The organism is Sphingomonas sp. P4_G2 (assembly GCF_056401155.1).
The window spans coordinates 590,983-611,402 of sequence record NZ_JBFUJY010000002.1 but is presented as its reverse complement, the minus strand read 5'-3'; the positions used below and the strand labels follow the sequence as shown (position 1 = coordinate 611,402).

At 65.2% G+C, this 20,420-nt stretch carries 19 protein-coding genes; 7 read left to right on the top strand and 12 right to left on the bottom strand.

Going from position 1 to position 20,420, the window contains the following annotated elements; translation table 11 throughout:
- Nucleotides 1-5: 5 nt before the first annotated feature.
- From AC1DRD_RS08385 to AC1DRD_RS08375, 3 genes are read right to left on the bottom strand one after another with little or no spacing between them, the layout of a single operon-like run.
- Nucleotides 6-1,433 (bottom strand): NAD-dependent succinate-semialdehyde dehydrogenase, encoded by a 1,428-nt coding sequence (locus AC1DRD_RS08385; protein WP_478041027.1) that lies wholly within the window; start codon nucleotides 1,431-1,433, stop codon nucleotides 6-8.
- Between the two features lie 35 nt (nucleotides 1,434-1,468).
- Nucleotides 1,469-2,227, bottom strand: coding sequence for a nuclear transport factor 2 family protein (locus AC1DRD_RS08380; RefSeq protein ID WP_478041026.1), 759 nt, complete (start codon nucleotides 2,225-2,227; stop codon nucleotides 1,469-1,471).
- Between the two features lie 55 nt (nucleotides 2,228-2,282).
- Complete coding sequence (locus AC1DRD_RS08375; RefSeq protein ID WP_478030340.1) at nucleotides 2,283-3,698, bottom strand: MFS transporter; 1,416 nt, start codon at nucleotides 3,696-3,698, stop codon at nucleotides 2,283-2,285.
- A 139-nt stretch (nucleotides 3,699-3,837) separates the two neighbouring features.
- On the opposite strand from AC1DRD_RS08375, the gene AC1DRD_RS08370 reads away from it, so the two are divergent.
- Nucleotides 3,838-4,740 carry an SDR family NAD(P)-dependent oxidoreductase gene (locus AC1DRD_RS08370; protein ID WP_478041025.1) on the top strand — a complete coding sequence of 301 codons (903 nt, stop codon included), beginning with the start codon at nucleotides 3,838-3,840 and terminating at the stop codon, nucleotides 4,738-4,740.
- 236 nt (nucleotides 4,741-4,976) lie between these two features.
- The gene (locus tag AC1DRD_RS08365) at nucleotides 4,977-5,882 is read left to right on the top strand and encodes a helix-turn-helix domain-containing protein (protein WP_478041024.1); all 906 of its coding nucleotides are present in this window, start codon (nucleotides 4,977-4,979) and stop codon (nucleotides 5,880-5,882) included.
- Nucleotides 5,883-6,133: 251 nt separating this feature from the next.
- Here the strand turns inward: AC1DRD_RS08365 and AC1DRD_RS08360 are convergent, their stop codons facing one another.
- From AC1DRD_RS08360 to AC1DRD_RS08340, 5 genes are all read right to left on the bottom strand, one after another.
- Entirely contained in the window at nucleotides 6,134-7,696 is a 1,563-nt protein-coding gene (locus AC1DRD_RS08360) for a class I adenylate-forming enzyme family protein (protein ID WP_478041023.1), read from the bottom strand.
- 146 nt (nucleotides 7,697-7,842) lie between these two features.
- On the bottom strand, nucleotides 7,843-8,247 hold the full coding sequence (locus tag AC1DRD_RS08355; RefSeq protein WP_478041022.1) for a hypothetical protein: 405 nt from the start codon (nucleotides 8,245-8,247) through the stop codon (nucleotides 7,843-7,845).
- Nucleotides 8,237-8,677 carry a dihydroneopterin aldolase gene (locus AC1DRD_RS08350; protein ID WP_478030331.1) on the bottom strand — a complete coding sequence of 147 codons (441 nt, stop codon included), beginning with the start codon at nucleotides 8,675-8,677 and terminating at the stop codon, nucleotides 8,237-8,239. The genes AC1DRD_RS08355 and AC1DRD_RS08350 overlap by 11 nt, the downstream gene beginning before the upstream one ends.
- A complete protein-coding gene (gene purU, locus AC1DRD_RS08345) occupies nucleotides 8,649-9,503 on the bottom strand; it encodes a formyltetrahydrofolate deformylase (RefSeq protein ID WP_478041021.1) in 855 nt (284 codons plus the stop codon). The genes AC1DRD_RS08350 and purU overlap by 29 nt, the downstream gene beginning before the upstream one ends.
- Before the next feature lie 26 nt (nucleotides 9,504-9,529).
- On the bottom strand, nucleotides 9,530-10,402 hold the full coding sequence (locus AC1DRD_RS08340) for a methylenetetrahydrofolate reductase (protein ID WP_478041020.1): 873 nt from the start codon (nucleotides 10,400-10,402) through the stop codon (nucleotides 9,530-9,532).
- A gap of 86 nt (nucleotides 10,403-10,488) precedes the next feature.
- Between AC1DRD_RS08340 and AC1DRD_RS08335 the strand changes: the two genes are divergently transcribed.
- Nucleotides 10,489-11,244, top strand: a complete 756-nt coding sequence (locus tag AC1DRD_RS08335; RefSeq protein WP_478041019.1) for an alpha/beta fold hydrolase — start codon at nucleotides 10,489-10,491, stop codon at nucleotides 11,242-11,244.
- A gap of 1 nt (nucleotide 11,245) precedes the next feature.
- Nucleotides 11,246-12,643 (top strand): syringate O-demethylase, encoded by a 1,398-nt coding sequence (gene desA, locus AC1DRD_RS08330; protein ID WP_478030324.1) that lies wholly within the window; start codon nucleotides 11,246-11,248, stop codon nucleotides 12,641-12,643.
- Between the two features lie 52 nt (nucleotides 12,644-12,695).
- Here the strand turns inward: desA and AC1DRD_RS08325 are convergent, their stop codons facing one another.
- The 3 genes from AC1DRD_RS08325 to AC1DRD_RS08315 all read right to left on the bottom strand — a co-directional run bounded on the left by AC1DRD_RS08325 (nucleotide 12,696) and on the right by AC1DRD_RS08315 (nucleotide 16,233).
- Nucleotides 12,696-13,442, bottom strand: a complete 747-nt coding sequence (locus AC1DRD_RS08325) for an IclR family transcriptional regulator (RefSeq protein WP_478041018.1) — start codon at nucleotides 13,440-13,442, stop codon at nucleotides 12,696-12,698.
- A 167-nt stretch (nucleotides 13,443-13,609) separates the two neighbouring features.
- The gene (locus AC1DRD_RS08320; protein ID WP_478041017.1) at nucleotides 13,610-14,737 is read right to left on the bottom strand and encodes a cobalamin-independent methionine synthase II family protein; all 1,128 of its coding nucleotides are present in this window, start codon (nucleotides 14,735-14,737) and stop codon (nucleotides 13,610-13,612) included.
- Between the two features lie 77 nt (nucleotides 14,738-14,814).
- A complete protein-coding gene (locus tag AC1DRD_RS08315) occupies nucleotides 14,815-16,233 on the bottom strand; it encodes an aldehyde dehydrogenase family protein (protein ID WP_478041016.1) in 1,419 nt (472 codons plus the stop codon).
- A 124-nt stretch (nucleotides 16,234-16,357) separates the two neighbouring features.
- On the opposite strand from AC1DRD_RS08315, the gene AC1DRD_RS08310 reads away from it, so the two are divergent.
- The 3 genes from AC1DRD_RS08310 (at nucleotide 16,358) to AC1DRD_RS08300 (ending at nucleotide 19,500) form a co-directional block, all read left to right on the top strand.
- Nucleotides 16,358-16,804, top strand: coding sequence for a MarR family winged helix-turn-helix transcriptional regulator (locus tag AC1DRD_RS08310; RefSeq protein WP_478041015.1), 447 nt, complete (start codon nucleotides 16,358-16,360; stop codon nucleotides 16,802-16,804).
- Nucleotides 16,805-16,957: 153 nt separating this feature from the next.
- Nucleotides 16,958-17,350 carry a hypothetical protein gene (locus tag AC1DRD_RS08305; protein WP_478041014.1) on the top strand — a complete coding sequence of 131 codons (393 nt, stop codon included), beginning with the start codon at nucleotides 16,958-16,960 and terminating at the stop codon, nucleotides 17,348-17,350.
- The gene (locus AC1DRD_RS08300; protein WP_478041013.1) at nucleotides 17,350-19,500 is read left to right on the top strand and encodes an acetate--CoA ligase family protein; all 2,151 of its coding nucleotides are present in this window, start codon (nucleotides 17,350-17,352) and stop codon (nucleotides 19,498-19,500) included. Before AC1DRD_RS08305 ends, AC1DRD_RS08300 begins: the two co-directional genes overlap by 1 nt.
- Nucleotides 19,501-19,536: 36 nt before the next feature.
- On the opposite strand, the gene AC1DRD_RS08295 is transcribed toward AC1DRD_RS08300, so the two are convergent.
- Nucleotides 19,537-20,385, bottom strand: a complete 849-nt coding sequence (locus AC1DRD_RS08295; protein WP_478041012.1) for a p-hydroxycinnamoyl CoA hydratase/lyase — start codon at nucleotides 20,383-20,385, stop codon at nucleotides 19,537-19,539.
- Nucleotides 20,386-20,420: the final 35 nt, after the last annotated feature.

The following is a 20,420-nucleotide window of genomic DNA, read 5'->3' as shown; positions in this document are numbered from 1 at the left end:
TCCCTCTACCCCTCGTGGACCGCTTTGGTGACCAGGCACGCATCGACGCCCTCCGGCCCGTCTTCCGATCCATGTCCGGACCATTTGACCCCGCCGAACGGCGCATCGGCGCCGCCGATCATGGTCGTGTTGATGCCGACCATCCCGCTCTCGATCTCGCGCGCGATCCGCCGCTGGCGTCCGGCATCGCCCGTCCAGGCATAGGCCGCCAGCCCGTAGGGCAGGCGGTTGGCTTCGGCGAGCATCGCTTCCTCGTTGGCGAATGGGTTGATCAGCGCGACCGGGCCGAACGGCTCCTCGTTCATGATCGCAGCGTCGAGCGGGATGTCCGACAACACGCTCGGCTGATGGAAGAAGCCGCGATTGCCGATCCGCCCGCCGCCGGCCAGCAGGGTGGCACCGCGTGCGGTCGCGTCGCCGATCAGCCGCTCCATCGCATCGGTGCGCCGCGGATTGGCCATCGGTCCCATCTGGTTCGCCGGATCGAGCCCGTCGCCGACGGCGATCCGTCCGGCGCGCTCGGCAAAGCCCGAACGGAACCGATCGTAGACATCCTCCTGAACGATGAAGCGCGTGGGAGAGACGCAAACCTGACCGGCATTGCGATATTTGGCGGCGACCATCGTATCGAGCACCTGATCGACATCGACGTCGTCGAATACCAGCACTGGACCATGGCCGCCCAATTCCATCGTCGTGCGCTTCATGTCGTCCGCCGCCAGCTTGGCGAGATGCTTGCCGACGACGGTCGAGCCGGTGAAGCTCAGCTTGCGGATGATGGGAGAGGCAAGCAGGTGCCGGGACACCTCATCGGGCACGCCGAACACTGCCTGCGCCACCTCGCCGGGCAGGCCGGCGTCGAGCAGGCATTGCAGCACGCCGAGCGCCGAGGCCGGGGTTTCTTCAGCCGCCTTGAGGATCACCGAGCATCCCGCCGCGATTGGCGCGCCCAGCTTGCGGCCGGGATTACCGATCGGGAAGTTCCACGGCGCGAACGCCGCGACCGGCCCGACCGGTTCCTTACTGACGGTCGATCGCTGGCCGGTCGGACGCACCAGCGTCCGTCCATAGAGGCGGAAGACCTCGCCGGCGTAGAAATTGAACAGGCCGACGTTCATCAGCACCTCGACCTTGGCCTCGGCCAGGGTCTTGCCCTGCTCGAGCACCGCGACGCGGGCGAGCTCGTCCTGGCGTTCGAGCATCAACCGCGCCGCACCTTGCAGCACGGCGGCGCGTTCGTGCGGGGTCGAATTGCGCCAGCGCCGGAAACCGCGCGCGGCAGCATCGAGCGCGCGGTCGAGATCGGCGGGGTCGGCCAGCGGCAACGCGGCGAGCGTTTCGCCGGTCGCCGGATTGACCACGTCATGCGTTCGCCGCCCTCCGCCGCGAACGCGCTCGCCGTCGATCACCATGCAGAGTTCGGGATAGGTCATCGGCGTCCTGCGTTGTTGGTGAGCGCTGCTCGAGACTAGACCGCGGGCTCCGCCGTCCTGGCCTGTTCGCGGTCGACGTCCCCCTGCCAGCGCTCGGCGACGATCTCCTTGCCGGTCACCGGATGCTTCATGTGGAAGGGCACCAATTTGTGGGTCGGCCATAGCCAGCTGTCGGCGATCAGCTCGTCGGGGCCGGTCGGATCCTGGGGAAAGGTCTGGGTCGGGAAGGGGACGTATTCGGGCCGCGTATTGGCCCAGCCGGTCTCGAAATCGGCATGCCATTGCGGCAGGTAATTCAGCACCTTGATGCGCCAGACTCCGTCGACCTTCTGATAGGTGTTCTCGTAGATTCCGCCTTCCCACCATTGGCGCGCGCCCATCATCGGGTTGCTCGAATCGGCATAATCCTTGTGTCGGCCGGCCTGCATCATCGAGCGCGCGCGGCCATAGGCGATCTCGCCGTCGGGTTCGACGTCGATAATGTCCTGGAGCTGCGGGTGATCGAGCAGGAAGCCATCGATCGGCCCGTTATTGCCGTGGGTGAAGCGCTTCTGGAACCGTTCGACATAGAGCCGGCGGATACCGTCCTTGCCCTTCCACACGCCGCCGAAAAAGCGCACTTCGCCATCGTCGGTGAACAGGTCGACCGTCTCGTTGTAGAGGCATTTGTCGATGAGATAGCCATAGAGGTGCTGGAGCTTGCGGATATCGAGCTCGTCCTCGCGCTGCAGCAGGCGGCGAGACAATTGCTCGACGGTATCTTCGAGCTTCGCGATGCGATCGGCCTCGGACATCAATCTCTCCTAATTGTATGCTTTGCGTACAATGTGCGCCGCCCGCGCGAGCGAGTCAACTTCCCGCCGCTTCCAGCCGCTCGACTTCCTCGCGATAGGGTTTGATGGCGCGCACCATGCACAGAGTGGCGATCGGCAGCAGGATCGACGCGGTCAGCACCAGCGTCTTCCACAACTGCGCTTCGTCGCCGATCACATAATCCTGCACCAGCCCGACGACGAAGCTGCCCATCGCGCCGAAGAAGGTGAACATGAACAGGTAGATCGCGGTGACCTGGCCACGCATCGCATTGGGTGCGACGCGCTGGATCGCGGCATTCTGGGGCACCGCGCCGGCGATGCCGAACATCGCGCCGACGCTCATCACGCCGAGCGACAGATAGCCGTTGGGCATCAGCGGCGACAGGATCGAACAGATCGTCACGCCGCCGAACAGGATCGCCGCGGCGCGGACGTTGGCGTCCTTGTGACGCCGTGCCAGCCACTCGACCAGCACGCCGCCGAGCACCAGTCCCGCCAGCGAGGCGATCAGGATCATCCCGCCCATCACCGCGCCGATCTGGCGCTCGTCCCAACCGAAGGTGCGGATCATGAACGGGACTCGCCAGAATTGAAGCCCGAACACCTCGATCGCGCTCAGCGCGAGTCCGGCGAACAGGGGATAATAGACCCGGCGGCGGGCATGGATCGCGCGGATCGCGTCGAGCCCGGTAAAAGTCAGCATGCGGCGGGCGAGCGAGGCGTCGCGCGGCGGCTGTGGCGCGTCGGGCGCGGGCGCGAGGCGGGGCGGTTCCTTCACCGTCAGGAACAGCAAAGCAACCAGCAGGCCGGGCAGGCCGACCCAGATCATGATCCATTGCCAGGCGAAGATCCGGAGGCCGCCAAATTCGGTCGGCGCCCAATGCGCGGTCATCGCGATCAGCATCCCGCCGACGATCGGGCCCAACGTCGTGCCGCCGATGAAGCCGAACTGGAGCAGGGCGAAGGCGCGAGTCAGCTTGCGCGGCGGAAAGGCGTCGGCCAGCAGCGAATAGGATGCCGGGGCGTGTGCCGATCCTCCAGCCGCGAGAAAGACGCGCGAGCCGACGAACTGGGCGAAGTTCTGCGCCAGGCCGCCGAGTGCGATGATCGATCCGATCACCGCCACGCCGCCCGCCAGCACGTATTTGCGCGGATAGATATCGGCGAGCCGCGCCAGCGGAATGCCGACGAACAGATAGCAGATGATGCTGGCCGGTCCGCCGAGAAAGCCGAGTTGGGCATCGCTCAGGCCGAAATCGGTCTTGATGCGCTGCGCCAGCATGCCGAACACGACCTGATCGAAAAAAGTCAGGAAGGTCGCCAGCACGATCACCGCCAACGCCCAATAAGCGCGCGGTGTCGAGGGCCAGATGCGCGAAGGATGCGGCGCAGCCTCCGCTTCCCGTTCGCCGGTCGTCATGTCCGCCGCCGTCGCGATCCCGATCGCCATGGGCATTCCTCTCACCGTGACGTGAGCCGCTGACGGGCCCATCGTTTCCGCTTGGCAAATTGTACGTGTTGGATACAAAAGGCGAGACAAAAATGCGTGCGGTGGGAAACAAATTTCCGCCGGTCATGGGAGAGACGAATTGCAGGATCTGGCTGGACGCACGGCGTTCGTCACCGGCGGTGCCAACGGCATCGGACTCGGGCTCGTCCGCGCCTTGCTGGCCGAAGGGTGCAAGGTCGCGCTGGCCGATATCCGCCAGGACGCGATCGACGCGGCACTGGCGACCCTCGACAATCAGGACGTGATCGGCGTGCAGCTCGACGTCGCGTCGCGCGACGGCTTTGCCGCGGCGGCCGATCGGGTCGAGGCGGACCTGGGACCCGTCAGTCTGGTGTTCAATAATGCCGGGGTAAACCTGTTCCAGACGATCGACGATTCATCCTATGATGATTGGGACTGGGTGCTCGGCGTCAATCTCCACGGCGTCGTCAATGGCGTGATGACCTTCGTTCCGCGGATGAAAGCGCGAGGCGGCGGCGGGCATATCGTCAATACCGCCTCGATGGCCGCCTTTCTCTGCGGGCCGCAGCCGGGCATCTACAATACCGCCAAATTCGCCGTGCGCGGGATGAGTGAATCGTTGCGCTACAGCCTGGCGCCGCACGGCATCGGCGTCTCGGTGCTCTGCCCCGGCCTGGTCAAGAGTCACATCTTCGCGAGCGACGAGGTGCGCCCGGACGAGTTGAAGGCGGGAGCGAAAGCGGTCGACCCGACGAGCGTCGGACGGCTCGAGCAGATCCATCAGGCCGGGATGGAGCCCGATGTCATCGCCGCGCGCGTGATCGAGGCGGTCCGCGCCAACCGCTTCTACATCTTCTCGCATCCGGAATTTCGTGACGAATTGCGCGAAGTGTTCGACGATATCCTCGACGCGTTTCGCGATTATCCGGAGGATTCGGCGTTCCAGCAGCGGCTCGCCTTCGAGAAGATGCGACGCGACGGCTATCGCGCGGCACGGCAAGCAGCTCGTGGCGACGGCTAAGGTCCCGCGACTCGACGAGTCGCCATAGCGCCCCGCGCTTGTGCAAAAAGTATGATAGGGATACAATATCGCCATCAGCCCGGCGCAGATCGGGCGGAGCATAGGTTCGTCCGGTAACACCGGTGAGCGGGAGGGGCGATGGATCGCTGGTACGACGGGTTAAAGCGCGACACGCGGGCGACGCCGGAAAGCGAGAGTGGCCTTTCGCTGCTCGCCGAGCCGCCAGGGCAAGTCCGTTGAGCACGGTCGAGCTGTTCACCACCCGCATGGTGCCGCACGAACGGCGGCAGGACTTCTGGCGCTCGCTGGTCGCCGAGACCTTTCCCGGCATGGTCGCCGATGTGCCTGCCGGAATCCGTGCCGATCTGGCGCGCTGGTCGATCGGTAAGATGGCGGTCGCACATGCGCGCAGCGACCGGGCCCGCGTCGAGCGCACGCGCGACGTGCGCGACGACCGCAACTTGGTTTTCCACTTTCAGCGCCGCGGCAGGCTGATGATGACCCAGGCGGGCCGCGTCGCGATCGCGGGGGGAGGGGATATCGTCATCGCTGACGAAGCCACGCCCTACACGATCGACATTTCCGATACCAACGATTGCCTGATCGTCCATGTCCCGGCGCCCATGCTCGGCGCCGAAGCGGCAGCGCGCGACTGGCACGCGCATATGCTGGACGGGCACGACCCGCACGTTGCGCTGTTCGGCAGGATGCTCGAGGGACTATGGGCCGAACGCGCGAAGCTCGACCGGTTGGAAGAAGGCGTGGACGGTGTGCTCGCGGGTCTTGCCCGGATGGCGTGTCTCAGCGGCTCGCCGAGAGAAGCCGAGGCGCCGCGCGATCCGATCGATTACGCCCTGTCGCATCTGCACGATCCCGAACTCGGCACCGCGCGCATCGCCGAGATGACCGGGCTTGGCGCGCGCGCGGTGCAGAAGGCATTCGCGCGGCATGTCGCCGCGACGCCGACCGGGTTCATCGCGGAGCAGCGGCTGCAGCGCGCGGCGGAGGCGCTCCGCCGCCGCGACGGGCGGTCGGTGACGCAGATCGCGTTCGATGTCGGGTTTTCCGATTCGGCCTTTTTCAGCCGCTGCTTCCGCCGCCGTTTCGGACAGACGCCGAGCGCCTGGCGCGATAGGGCTTAGGTTGGGGACTCATAGTCCCGTCGTCATCCCCGCGGAATCTTCCCGTCACCCCAACGAAAGAACATCGGGTTGAGCATGCCCCGCATGCTCAAGGATCGTCCGGGGGACGATCCGACCCGATGTTGGTCTCTGGCGGTAACGCGATGCCGCTTGAGATCCCAGCTTTCGCTGGGACGACGAGTTTTGGAAGTAAATCTCTTTAAGAGCAACGACTTATTTTGGTTCTCAACCTAGCGATCACCTCCGTCCGATCAATTGACGTTGCGACCGGCCCCGGACCAGAATTCGGCGCGCATCGCCTTTTTGTCGGGTTTGCCGACCGGGGTGCGCGGCAATTCGCTACGGAACAGCACGGTCTTGGGCGCCTTCACGCTGCCCAATTGCGCCTTGCAATGCGCGCGGATCGCCTCGGCGTCGAGCGATTGTCCGGGCAACAGAACGACCAACGCCGTCACCGCTTCGCCCCATTTCTCGTCGGGCACGCCGATGACCGCGGCCTCGATCACCTCGGGCAGTTCCATGATCGCGGCTTCGACCTCGACCGGGAAGACGTTGAACCCGCCCGAGACGATCATGTCCTTCTTGCGGTCGACGATATAATAGAAACCGTGCTCGTCGCGCCGGCCGACGTCGCCGGTATGGTGCCAGCCATGCTCCCAGGCTTCGGCGCTCGCCTCGGGCAGCTCGAAATAGCCGCCGCCGACGATCCCGCCGCGCGCGACGATCTCGCCCGCTTCGCCGGTCGGCAGGATGTTGCCGTCATCGTCCATCAACTCGACGCGTACCGAAAGCGTCGCCGTGCCGCAGCTGCCCAGCCGTTCCGGATGCTCGCCGCGCGCAGCCGCCGCGACGACCTCAGGCGACAGCCAGGTGGCGACGAGGTGGCATTCGGTCTGGCCATAACTCTGGCACATGCAGGGGCCGAACACGCCAACTGCCTGGCGCAATTTGTCCGGCGAAACCGGCGATCCGGCGAGCAGGAAATAACGCATGCTCGAATAATCGAATTCGCCGACACGCGGATGCGCCAGCATCGAATAGAGCGCGGTGGGGGGCAGGAACATATGGGTCACGCGATGCTCGCCGATCGCCGCCATCACGGTATCGGCGTCGAAGCCGGACAGGACCACCACTGTCGCGCCCATCGCGATTCCCGCCATGGTGAAGGGGCCGGCGGCATGGGTCAGCGGCGCGGTCGCCAGGAACACCGGAGTCTCGGCCGGCATGAGATGGGCGATCGTTTCCAACATCGTGCCCCAACTGCGGTTGAGCACGCGCACGCCCTTGGCCGGGCCGGTGGTTCCGCCCGTCGCGATGATGGCGGCCAGATCCTCACCATTGCCGGTCGGGTCGCCGCCATCGGGCACCGGGGGCGAACCCTCCGGCAGCATATAATTGTCAAGCGAGGCATTGCCGCCTTCCTCGGCGTCGAGGCAGATCAGACGCCGGATCGTCGGCACTTGCTGTGCGACGGCGTGCGCGTCGGCGGCATAGCTCGAATGATAGAATAGCCAGCTGGCGCGGACATAGTTGAGATATTGGATATTGGCGTCGAGCGCGTTGCGCGTGTTGACCGGAATCCAGGCGGCATCCGCGCGCCACAGCCCGAGCATCGCGATCAGCACCGAGCCGTGATTGGGCGACATTACCGCGACGGCTTCCTGGCGCTCCAGGCCGTCCGCGATCAGCGCGCCGGCCAGCCGCTGCGACAGCTTGGCCATTTCGGCATAAGTGTAGCTTTCGTCGCCGGCAACCAGCACGATGCGATCGGGATGCAGTCGCGCCTGCTTGTCGAAATAATCGATGTTGCGCATCGCCGCTCTCTCCCTGCGCCATACTTATCGTTGTCGAACGCTTCCGCATTCCGACGCTCGGCCGTTCGATGGCCCATTCCCGCCGGCTTACAGTCGGATTCGTCCGTGTGTCTTACATACAATTTTCCGAACGGAAATGCCTGTCTTCACCCGACGCCGAACCGATCGCGTTTTTCATCCGATCTAGCCCCCGGCACTCGCTCGATCTCAGTCGCTGTGCTGCCCGACGGGCAGGGCGCCAGATAATCCTCGCCAAGTTCCGCCGCGCGAAGCCGTGCCAGCAGCGCCCTGGCGGCGTCGGGCGATATTTCCTCGCCGACCGGGCAGCGGTCGGTCCGGATGGTATATTCGATCCACTGATTGGATGCGCGGTCGAACGCCAGGTCGCAGCTTTCGATGCCGTCGACCTGCAGCGTCAGCTGGCGCGCGAGGTCCGCCAGGATACGCTGCGCGTCGGGATTGATCCCGGACCGGAAGGAAAAGCGCCGCAACCGATATTGCCGGCGCGCGGCCTCGCCATGACTGCCGGAAGCCGCGGGGTCATTGCCCATCGTGCCGCTCCCGCCGCGTCAACGCTATCCGTACCGAGGCGGTGCCGCGGGGCAGGGCCTCGGGTTTCGCGACGATGATCTCGACGCGCTCCACCGGCCCCAGTTCGAGGCAGCGTTCGCCGAGCAGGAGAGCGTAGGTCTCGATCAGCTCGATATGATCCGACCCCAGATCCTCGGCTTCGGCGGCGATCCGGCGATAATCGACCGACTGGCCAAGCGAGGCGACCGGCCCTCTGTCCACGAGTTGGAGGTCGACGGAGACGAGCAAGGGCTGTCGCCGGTCACGTTCGTCCGGATTGATCCCGATGCGCGCGGAAATCGGGAGGTCCTCGACGCGGACATAGGTGGCGAGCGCATAGCGATCGCGGACCGGCCGCGGCATCGCGGCATCGCGCGGCGCGCTATCGAAAAACGACGGTGCGGTGGCCATTGAGCAACACCCGGTCCTGGAGGTGATAGGCAACCGCCGCCGCCAGCACGCGCCGTTCGATGTCGCGCCCCTTGCGGACGAGGTCGTCGGGCGTATCGGCGTGACTGATCGGCTCGACGTCCTGGGCGATGATCGGGCCTTCGTCGAGATCGGCGGTGACGTAATGTGCGGTGGCGCCGATCATCTTGACGCCGCGCTCATGCGCCTGGTGATAGGGCTTGGCGCCCTTGAACCCGGGCAGGAAGCTGTGATGGATGTTGATGCAGCGGCCTGACAGGAACCGGCTGAGATCGTCCGACAGGATCTGCATATAGCGCGCCAGCACGACCAGCTCGGCGCCGGTTTCGTCGACGATCCGCTTCAGCGCCGCTTCCTGCTCGTGCTTGTTGTCCTTGGTCACCGGCAGATGGTGGAACGGGATGTCACCGATCATCGTGGTGTGGAGTGCGGTCTTGGGATGATTGGAAACGATCGCCACGACATCCATCGGCAATTCGCCGATGCGCCGGCGGTAGAGCAGATCGCCCAGGCAATGGTCGAACTTCGACACCATCAGCAGCACGCGCTTGAGCTCGGCGGCATCGTGGATCGTCCAATCCGCGCCGATCGCCGTTCCCACTGGAGAGAAAGCGGTGCGCACATCGTCAATGCTGCCGCCGCCCGTCACGATGAAGACGACGCGCATGAAGAAGCGCCCGGTGGCGGGGTCGTCGAATTGCTGGGCGTCAGTGATGTTCGCGCCATGATCGGCGAGCACGGTCGCGACCTTGGCGACCAAGCCTGGTCGATCGTCGCAGGACAAGCGCAGGACGAAGGTTGGATTCACGTCAAACTCCGCAAGAGTGACGCCGGTCAATGCGACGCGGCCCGATAAGTGTTGATCCACTCGACCGTTCGGGCGAGCCCGCCAAACGGGTAGAAATGCAGCCGGACCGCGCCATGCGCCGGCGTTAGTCCGCGCTCGAAATCGGCGACCAGCCGGTCGGGCCCGGCCGACCCGAGCAAGCGCGTGAGCGAGACGCCATATTTGGCCATCACCGTCGTCGACGCCCCGACGCCGCAATGCGCCGCGTAACGCAGCAAGGTCTTGATCCCGGCCGGGCCCGGCACGCCGATGCGGACCGGGCAGTCGATGCCGCGCGCGCGAAGTTCCGCCAGCCAGGTAAGGATCGGCGCGGCGTCGAAGGCGAATTGGGTGACGATCAGCGTGGCCATGCCGCGTTCGGTGATCGCCGCGTGCTTGGTCGCCAACGCGTCCCAGCGTTCGGCCTCGTTCATTGCCGGATGCCCTTCGGGATGGCCGGCGATGCCGATCGCCTGGATCCCGTGACGTTCGAACAGCCCGGTCTCGAGCAATGACATCGTGTCCGCAAATGGCCCGGCAGGGACGGGCGGATCGCCGGCGACCAGGAAGACGCGACGCACACCGGCCTCGGCGGTGGTCCGCGCCACCATCTGGGCCAATTCGTCGTGCGACGTGATGCGACGCGCCGAGAGGTGCGGCATCGGCTCGAAGCCGAGCGCGCGCAGGCCGATCGCGGCGTCGATCCGGGCGTCCATCGTTTCGTTGGGCAGGAACGTTATCGCGACAGGCGTTTCGGGCGCGATGGCATTGGCCACCTCGTACAAAGCGGGGCGATCCTTGGCCGTCATTTCGAGCGAATAGCCGTCGGTCATGCCATTGGCTGGCCGCGTCCAGGCGGGGTGCAGGACAGGAATTCCCATGGGCCCTCTCGCTCTTGCGCGGTTTCGACCGCCGCGTGTCGATAGCCTCTATCGCGACTTTGATATTTCGTATAGATGAAAACTTCATGTCTGTGAATTTATCTGAGCCTGCCGTCGAACCTCTCCCGCTCGTGATGCTGCCGGGACTGATGTGCGATTCGCGCGTCTTCGCGGCGCAGGCGGGGGCCTTCACCCAAGCGTGGCCGGTGCCCGATTATGGCGATGCCGCCACGCTGGGGGATATGGCGCGGCGCGTGCTGGATGCTGCTCCCGCACGCTTCGCGCTGCTCGGCCATTCGATGGGTGCGCGCGTCGCGCTGGAAATCGTGCGAGCGGCAGGCGATCGAGTCGATCGGCTGGCATTGCTCAGCACCGGCGTCCATCTGCCGGGGGAAGGCGAGGCGGCTAAGCGCTATGCCTTGCGCGATCTGGGGCGGCAGCGTGGCATGGCGGCGCTGGTCGATGCCTGGCTCCCGCCGATGATCGCGCCGTCGCGACCGCGCGACGATCTCTACCAAAAGCTCCACGCGATGTGCGTCGAGGCCGGCCTGGCGCGTTTCGAGGCGCAGATTGCCGCCTTGCTGTCACGGCCGGAAGTCGAAAGCCTGTTACCGGCGATTACCTGCCCGACGCTAGTCGCGGTCGGCAGCGAGGATCGCTGGAGCCCGCCCGTCCAGCACGAGGCGATCGCCGCGCTTATTCCGGACGCGCGCTTGGCCGTGATCGAGGGGGCAGGGCACATGCTGCCCGCCGAACGTCCCGACTCGCTCAACGCCGCGATCGCGGACTGGCTGGAACAGCCCGCCCTATCATCCCAATCATATTGTCCTGAAGGAGCCTGAGATGACCGAACAGACCCTGCAACAGCTGCTGGATGCCAGCGGCGATATCGTCGAATTGCTGCGCAACCAGCAAAGCGGACCCAATGTCTATCCAGGCGTGCCGGCCGAATATTCGAACTGGCGCAGCGAACAGCAAGCCTGGGCGAAGACCTGCGTGCTGTTCAACCAGTCGTTCCACATGGTCGACCTGGCGGTCGAGGGACCCGATGCGTTCGCGATGCTCAACCATCTCGGCGTCAACAGCTTCAAGGGGTTCGTGCCCGACCGCGCCAAGCAATTCGTGCCGGTGACGCCCGACGGCTATGTCATCGGCGACGTCATCCTGTTCTATCTCGACGAGAACAAGTTCAACCTGGTCGGCCGTGCGCCGACGATCGAATGGATCGAATATCACGCCGCGACCGGCGACTGGAACGTCACGGTGTCGCGCGACGAGCGCACTGCGGTCCGTCCCGATCCGGAAAATCGTCGTTCCTACCGGTTCCAGCTTCAAGGGCCGAACGCCATGAAAACGCTGGAAAAGGCGATGGGCACGACACCGCCCGACCTCAAATTCTTTCACATGACGCGGCTCGCGATTGCTGGAAAGGAAGTGCGCGCGCTGCGCCACGGCATGGCGGGACAGCCCGGCTATGAACTATTCGGGCCATGGGGCGATTACGACGTCGTGCGCAACGCGCTGATCGACGCCGGCAAGGAATTCGGTTTGGCGCTGGTCGGCGGGCGCACCTATTCGTCGAACACGATCGAATCGGGCTGGATCCCGTCACCCTTGCCGGCGACCTATACCGGTGAAGGGACGCGCGGTTTCCGCGAATGGCTGTCGGCCAATAGCTATGAAGGCAAGGCGTCGATCGGCGGCAGCTTCGTGCCCGATTCGATCGAGGGCTATTATCTGACACCCTGGGACCTCGGCTACGGCCCGTTCGTCAAGTTCGACCACGATTTCATTGGCCGCGATGCGCTGGAACGGATGGCGGGCCTGCCGCATCGCAAGAAGGTGACGCTGGCGCTCGACAATGAGGATCTGATGCGCGTCATCAGTTCGCAATTCACGCGAGGAGATCGCGCCAAATATATGGAATTCCCATCGGCCGTCTATTCGATGCACCCCTATGACCAGGTGCTGAAGGACGGAAAGCAGGTCGGTATTTCGACCTGGATCAGCTATAGCGCCAATGAAGGGCGGATGCTGACGCTGGCGATGATCGAGGCCGATCACGCCGTACCCGGCACCGAAGTCACGTTGTTATGGGGTGAGCCCGATGGCGGCACGCGCAAGCCGACGGTCGAGCGCCATGTTCAGACCGAGATCAAGGCGGTTGTGGCGCCGGTCCCCTATTCCGAGGTCGCGCGCGACAGCTATGCCGAGAGCTGGCGCACCCACCAGCTGACCTGACGGACTCCGTCCCCGCATTTCCGGCGATGCTTTCGTGTCGCTGGAAATGCGGTCAGGCGGCTTCGAATAGAGCCACCGTTCGCTTGAGCAACTCGGCGGCATGGCGTTCGATCTCGGCGTCGAACCGGACCGAGGGGATGGCGACGCTGAACGCGCCGAGCAATTCGCCGTCGACCGATACGGCGCAACCGATCCCCTGGATGCCCGGCGTATGCTCCTCGCGCGTCCGAGCAATGCCTGACTGACGGATCGCGGCGATCTCGGCGCGCAAGGCATCGGCATCAGTGATCGTAGCCGGCGAGAAGGCTCGCCGCTCCGACTCGTCCAGATAGGTTTCGAATTCGGCCTGAGGCAGAGCGGCCAGGATGGCCTTGCCCGCCGCGAAGCCGTGGAGCGGGGTGCGCGTGCCCATCTGGACGGCATAGCGCAGCGCATGCTCGCTGGTTTCGGTGACCAGCGCCTCCACTTCCCAGCCGACGCGGACAAAGAAGGATGCGGTTTCGTTGAGCTGGACGCGCAACGAGCGGACCAATGGCGCGACCCGCTCGGCCAGCGAAAAGCCGTGCGCGCGTGCCTGTAGCCGGGCGAGGCCGGGGCCGGCGGTGTAGCGGCGGCCGGCGCGCGCCAGATAACCGCGATCGATCAGCGTGTTGAGCAGATAGGACAGGCTGCTGACCGGGATGACCAGGGCCGCCGCAATCTCTTGGGCGACGACGGGGCGATCGCGCGCCACGACATATTCGATGATGTCGAGCGTGCGTGTCGCCGATTTGACGGGGGATGATGCGGCATCTGCCATGAACGTTTATTGCCCGATCGCGGCGCCGCCCGCTACTCCCGTGCGATGCTTTAGAGTTTGTTTCAGCAAAGCTGAAACAGTTGCCACCCGACCTCCCAATCAGGGTATTCTATGGGAGGTCGGGTGGGGGAGCGGGCCGGCACCGTCACAGCGACGCTGAAAAGACTCTAGATCCGGGCGGCGGCGATATCGGCGCCTTCGCGCAGGTTGCGCAGCTTGGCCCAGGTCACGATCGGATCGATCTTGCCGTAACCAGCAAAGGTGCCGAATCCGCAATCGGTGCTCGCGACCACGCGGTCTTGGCCCACAATGCCGGCGAAACGTTCGATTCGCTGCGCGATCAGCTCGGGATGTTCGAGATAGTTCGAACAGGTGTCGATCAGGCCGGGGGCGAGCAGCTTGTCGTCGGGGATGGCGGCGTCGCGCCAGATCACCCATTCATGCTCGTGGCGAGGGTTGGCCGCTTCGAACAGGATGGTCGCCGGCCGCGCCCTGAGCACGATGTCGATGATCCGCTCGAGCGGGATGTCGTGGTCGTGCGGGCCTTCGTAATTGCCCCAGCAGATGTGCATCCGCATCCGTTCGGGCGCGATATTGGCGGTCGCGGCATTGAGCGCGTCGACATTGGCCGCGATCGTCTTGAGGAATGTCGGCTCGTCCATTTCCTGATAGCCGGTGTGGCGCGACATGGCGAGATCGGGACAATCGAGCTGCAATTCGAATCCGGCCGCGACGATCGCCTCATATTCGGGCTGCATCGCGGCCACGAGGTCGGCGAGATAGGCCTCGTGGCTGGGATAATAAGCATTCTTCTGGAACGCAGTGATCAGCCCGGGCGAGGCGGCATTCATGAACGCGCGCGTGCCCTTGCCGTGGCGGTCGAGCGCGCCGCGGAAGCGCCGGATATCGTCGTGCAACGGCTGAAGGTTCACCAATCGGACGGGCGCGATGCACGAGGCACGGGTGAATTCCTGCGCCCCCATGATATGCGCCAGCTTGGCGCGGAGATCGGGCAGTGGGGCGAGGTCGAGTGCCGGATGGCGGTCGGTATGGCCGCCAAAGCCGGACAGGCGTTCGATCATGTAGGTCGAATAGCCGACCTTGCCGAGTTCGCCGTCGCTGATCACCGTGACGCCCGCGTCGATCTGAGCCGTCACCACCGCATCGACCGCGGCCTGGACCGCGGTGTCGAACGCGTCGGCGTCATAGGGCTCGCCATGGTCACGGGCGAGCAAGAGCGGCGTCAGTTCGGGGCCGCGCGGCAAACTACCGACATGGGTCGTCGCGATCGGCATGGGCGTTCCTCGTCTTTGGACTATCGAACGACCATGCCGTCATTTCATGTTTGTGTATAGATCATATACGCGAATAATCACGCATCCTCGAGCGCGACGACGTTGATGATGTGCGGCTGGGTATATTCGTGCAGACCCGCTTCACCCAGTTCGCCGCCCAGGCCCGATTGCTTCGATCCGCGGAACGGGATGTTGGGATCGATCGCCAGATATTGATTGACCCAAACGGTGCCCGAATCGATCCGTTTCGCGACATCGGTGGCGCGCACCAGGTCCTTGCCCCAGACGGTGCCGCCCAGGCCGAATTCGGAATTGTTGGCGCGCGCGATCACGTCGTCGATATCGTCATATTTGAGCACCGGCAGCACCGGACCGAATTGCTCCTCGCGCACCAGCGGCGCGTCGTCGTCGAGGTCGCGGACGATCGTCGGCGGAATGAAATAGCCGGGCCGATCGAGGGCTTCGCCGCCGGCCAGCACCGTGCCGCGCTCCTTCGCATCGTCGAGCAGCGCCATGACCTTGTCGAACTGCATCTTGTTCTGGACCGGCCCGACCTGCGTGCCCTGCTTGGCGCCGTCATCGACCACCGCTTCTTTGGCAAGGCGGGCGAGCTCGTCGCAGAATTCGTCGTACATCGGCTCGGGCACGTAAGCGCGTTTGATCGCGACGCAGATCTGGCCGGCATTGGCCATGGCGCCGCCATAGACTTTTTGCGCGACCTGGCGTGGATCGACATCGTCGAGCACGATCGCGGCATCGTTGCCGCCGAGCTCAAGCGTCACGCGCTTCACGCCTTGCGCGGCCGCGGCCATCACTTTCTTGCCGGTGGCGGTCGATCCGGTGAACGCAACCTTCGCCACGTCCGGATGCGTGGTCAGCACTTCGCCCAGATCGTTCTGGTCGCACACCGTGTTGAACACCCCGGCGGGCAGGATATCGCGGCAGATCTCACCGACCAGCAAGGTGGTGAGCGGCGTCGTCGGCGCGGGTTTGGCGACCATCGTGTTGCCGGTGACGAGCGCCGGGCCCAGCTTGTTCATCAGCAGGATGACCGGGAAATTCCACGGCGTGATCGACGCGACCACGCCGAGCGGGGTGCGGTGCTCGATCACCGTGTTGCCGCCTTCGTCGCGCAAGGTCTTGGGCTCGATCCGCATGGCGGCGAACGCGCGCAGCGTGAAGATGCTGCCCATCATCTCGAACATCGCCTGGTCGAGCGGTTTGCCCTGTTCGCTGGTCAGCAGGCTGGCGAACTCGCCCGCCCGCGCCTCGATTGCGTCCGCGATTTTGTCGACCAGGGCCGCGCGTTGTTCGATGGGAGTCGCCGACCAGGCCGGGAAAGCGCGCTTAGCCGCGGCGACGGCGCGATCGATCAGGGCGCGATCGGCCTTGGGGCAATGCGCGAAGCTCGACCCCGTCGCCGGATTGATGACGTCGAATGTCGTCGCGCCCTCGACGAGTTCGCCATCGACCAGCATCCTGAAATCGCGTTCCATCATCACTCTCCTTGTTCGGCTGCCGGCATTGCGCTGGCAATCAGCGTCGCAATCGGGAAAAGATGCGACACGTTTCGGCCTTTGTGCGCCGGGCATACAATTTTGACAAGATGGTATTCAGCCGATGAAACAAGGAAGCGATCTCGACGGGCTACTGGGGTACAGGATCGAACTCGCCCATTTGATCGCGATAGAGGATGCGCGGCTGGCGCTCGCGCCATACGGCCTGACGCCGGCGAAGCTGACCGCGTTGTTGCTCATTCGCGCCAATCCGGGCTGCGATCAGACCGCGCTCGGCAAGGCGTTGAGCGTGAACCGGTCGAGCGCGATGAAGCTGGTCAACGTGCTGGTCGATCGCGGCCTGATCGAGCGTCGACCTGGACGCGATCTGCGTACCAATGCCCTGCATCTGCTGCCCGGCGGCGAGGAGCGGGTGGCGGAGATGCTCGACCGATTGCGCGAGTCCGATCGACGCCTCGCCGGCGATCTGACCGCAGCCGAGCGAGCGATGCTGATGGCATTGCTCAAGAAACTCCGGAAACCGCGCGCGGTGCGGCGTGACGACGACTGACGGGTAGCACCCAGCTTGCCAAATTGTTTGCTTGAGATACAATCTGGCAAACGCTCGCCACATACGAGCGAGATCGGAGTGGGCGGGGATGTGTCGAAACATCGAATGGAATGACGGCGATTCCGCCCGTCTTGTCGCGTGCGAATCGCGCCGATGACGACTGGAGGATCGCCGAATAGCGGCCGCAGCTGGCTAGGTGCGGCGGGCCGGCTCGAGGCGATATTGAGCAATCTGGAATTCCTGGCCGGCCGCGAGGATCGCATGCGCGAGATCGTTGCCGCGCGCCGCGACCTGACGGCGGAAATCGGCGCGACCGGACTTCTCATCGACAGCGAATCGTGCCCGCCCGAGTTGCGATCGGATGCACGTCGGCGGCTGTCGGGCGTCCGGCACGTCGTGTCGCTGCACCAGGCGACCTGGCCGGTTGTTCGGGCGCGCGAGAGTCCGGAAGCCTATCGCCGGTCGGCAGAGGATGCGACGCTGGCGCTTCGCGATTTCATCGCCTGGCTGCGGGTACAAGATTTCGAGATTGAGGACGGATTTTGATGGCGACGATTGCGACGACGGCGAAGAACGACATCATCGGCAACGGAGCGGACGCGGGCCTGCGATTCGAGCGATTGCTGCGGCCGCGCTCGGTCGCCATCGTCGGCGCTTCGGATAAACCCGGCGCGCTCGGAGCGTCGGTTCTAGGCAATCTCGAGCGGCAGGGGTTCGACGGCGAGATTCATCTCGTCAATCCGAAGCGTGCGGAGATTGGCGGCCGGCGCTGCGTCGCCACGGTCGACGATTTGCCCGAAGGGATCGACGTCGCGGTGCTCGCGATTCCTCGCGCAGGCGTGCTCGACGTGATCCGTGGCCTGGCCGGGCGCCGCGTTGGCGCGGCGATCGTCTTTTCGGCAGGCTTCGCCGAGGATGGACCGCAAGGCCTGGCCGACCAGCGGGAGATTGCGCGGATCGCGGCGGAAGCGAACATGATCGTCGAGGGTCCCAATTGCCTCGGCTTGGTCAATTTCGTCGATCGCATCGCGCTTACCTTCATCGAGCTACCCGAACCGCGCGTCGATGGCGACCGCCGGGTCGGCATCGTGTCGCAATCGGGCGCGATGGCGGCGGTGCTGGCGACGACGATGATCGCGCGCGAGGTGCCGCTCAGCTGTTACATTTCTACCGGCAACGAAGCGGCCAGTGGGGTCGAAGATTATCTCGACCATCTTGTCGGCGATCCGGCGACGTCGGTGGTCGGCATGATCGTCGAACATTTCCGCAAACCTGCGCGCTTCCTGGCGGCGGCACGAGCCGCGCGCGCCGCCGGCAAGCGAGTGGTGCTGCTCCATCCCGGGCGCAGCGCGGCGGGCGCGGCAAGCGCGGCGACACATACCGGCGCGATGGCCGGCGATTACGAGGTGATGCGCGTCCATGTCGAACGTGCCGGCGTCATTCTTGTCGATACGCTGGAGGAGTTGGGCGATGTCGTCGAAATGCTCGCGCGTTACGCCTCGCCGGTCGCCAAGGGCCTGGGCGTGATCGCGGAATCGGGGGCGTTCAAGGCGATCATGCTCGATCAGGCCGAAGCGCTCGGGCTCTCCCTGCCGCCGCTCGGCGATGCCGATAGTCCGGCATTGCGTGCGGCGCTGCCCGACTTCGTGCCCGTCAGCAATCCGCTCGATGTGACAGCGCAAGGCCTGGTCGATCCCGGCATCTATGGTCGGACGATCGCTGCACTGGCGGCCGACGACCGCATCGGGGCGATCCTGGTGACCTTGATCCAAACCGACACCGGCACGTCGCACATCAAATTCGATGCCGTGCTCGGCGCATTGCGTGCGAGCCCGCCGGAAAAGCCGGTGATCGTCGCGGGCGTGGACGAAGGCGGCATCATCCTGGCCGAGGACGTCGCTGCGCTTCGCGCGGAAGGCGTGATGTATCTGCCGACCGCGGAACGCGCCTTGCGCGCACTGGCAAGGATGCGGTCGGCCGGGGGGGGCATTGCTCCCGTTGCGGCGGACGAAGCACTACCGCTGGCTGGGCTACCAGAGGCCGGCGCGACGGTGCCCGAATATCGCGCCAAGGACCTGCTCGGTGCGCGCGGCATCGCGTTCCCGTCGGGCACACTCGCCGGATCGGCCGATGAGGCGGTCGCCGCCGCCGAACGGCTCGGCTATCCGGTCGTGCTCAAGGCTCAGGCTGCGGCGCTGCCGCACAAAAGCGATGCCGGTGGCGTGGTCGTCGGGCTGGCAGATTCACAAGCGGTCCGCGCCGGATGGGCGAAACTACAGACTGCGGTTGCCGCGGCGCGGCCCGATCTCACGCTGGATGGCGTGCTGGTCGAGCCGATGGCGGCGCGCGGCGTCGAACTGATCGTCGGCGCGCGCAACGACCCGCATTGGGGAGCGACCATCCTGGTCGGATTCGGCGGCGTCAGTGCCGAACTGCTCCACGACGTGCGGTTGCTTCCCGCCGGCCTCGATCGCGACGCCATCGCCGCCGAATTGAGCCGCCTGCGTCTCGCGCCGCTGCTCGACGGGTTCCGTGGCGAGCCGGCGATGGATGTCGACGCGGTGGCGGCACTCGTCGAAGCACTCGGCAAGGTGGTGGCCGCGACCCCGGGGATCCGTGAAATCGACCTCAATCCGGTGATGGTCTATCCGCGTGGCCACGGCGCGATCGCGCTGGACGCCCTGATCCAGACCTGAGCTTCGGGCGGCGACCGCCGGGGCCGCCGCGCCGCATCAGTTTCGGGAGGCGTCGGCCTTTTGCTGGTCGTAAGATCCCAGCCCGGGCTTGTAGCTTTTCTCGTCGATGAACTGGCGGATGCCTTCCTTGCGGCCTTCGGTCTTGTCGTGGAAATTGGCCGCTTCCTGCATGCGGACCAGATAATCCTCGGCCTCGTCGTACGTCATCGAGCCGACGCGGCGCACGGCGTCCTTGGCGAATTTGAGCGCGACCGGATTCTTCTTGAGCAGCATCTCGGCGACTTCGCGGACGCGGGCTTCCAGCCGCTCGAGCGGCACGCTCTCGTTGACCAGCTTCCATTCCGCCGCCTTGCGGCCGTCGATCAGATCGCCGGTCAGCGTCATCCACATCGCGTCGCGCATCGACAACAGGTCGACCACGACCTTGGTCACGCCGCCGCCGGGCAGGATGCCCCAATTGATCTCGCTCAGGCCGAATTGCGCCTCATCGGCGCAGATCGCGAGGTCGCAGGAGAAAAGCGGGCCGAAGCCGCCGCCGAAGCACCAGCCGTTGACCATCGCGATGGTCGGCTTCTGGAACCAGCGCAGCCGCCGGAACCAGCCATAGCTCTCACGCTGCGATTGGCGGACCCCGCGCAGCCCCTTCGCCTCGGTTTCGCGAAAATATTCCTTGAGGTCCATGCCCGCCGACCAGGCGGTTCCTTCGCCGCCCAAGACCAGCACACCGACATCGTCGCGATATTCGAGCTCGTCGAGCACTTCCATCATGCGCCGGTTGAGCGCCGGGTTCATGCAGTTGCGCTTCTCCGGTCGCGCGAAATAGACCCAGGCGATTCGGTCCTCAACCCGATACGACATCACATCCTGCGCATTGTCTTCGCTCATCATTCGCCATCCCAGTCTGCGCGGGGCAGATGCCG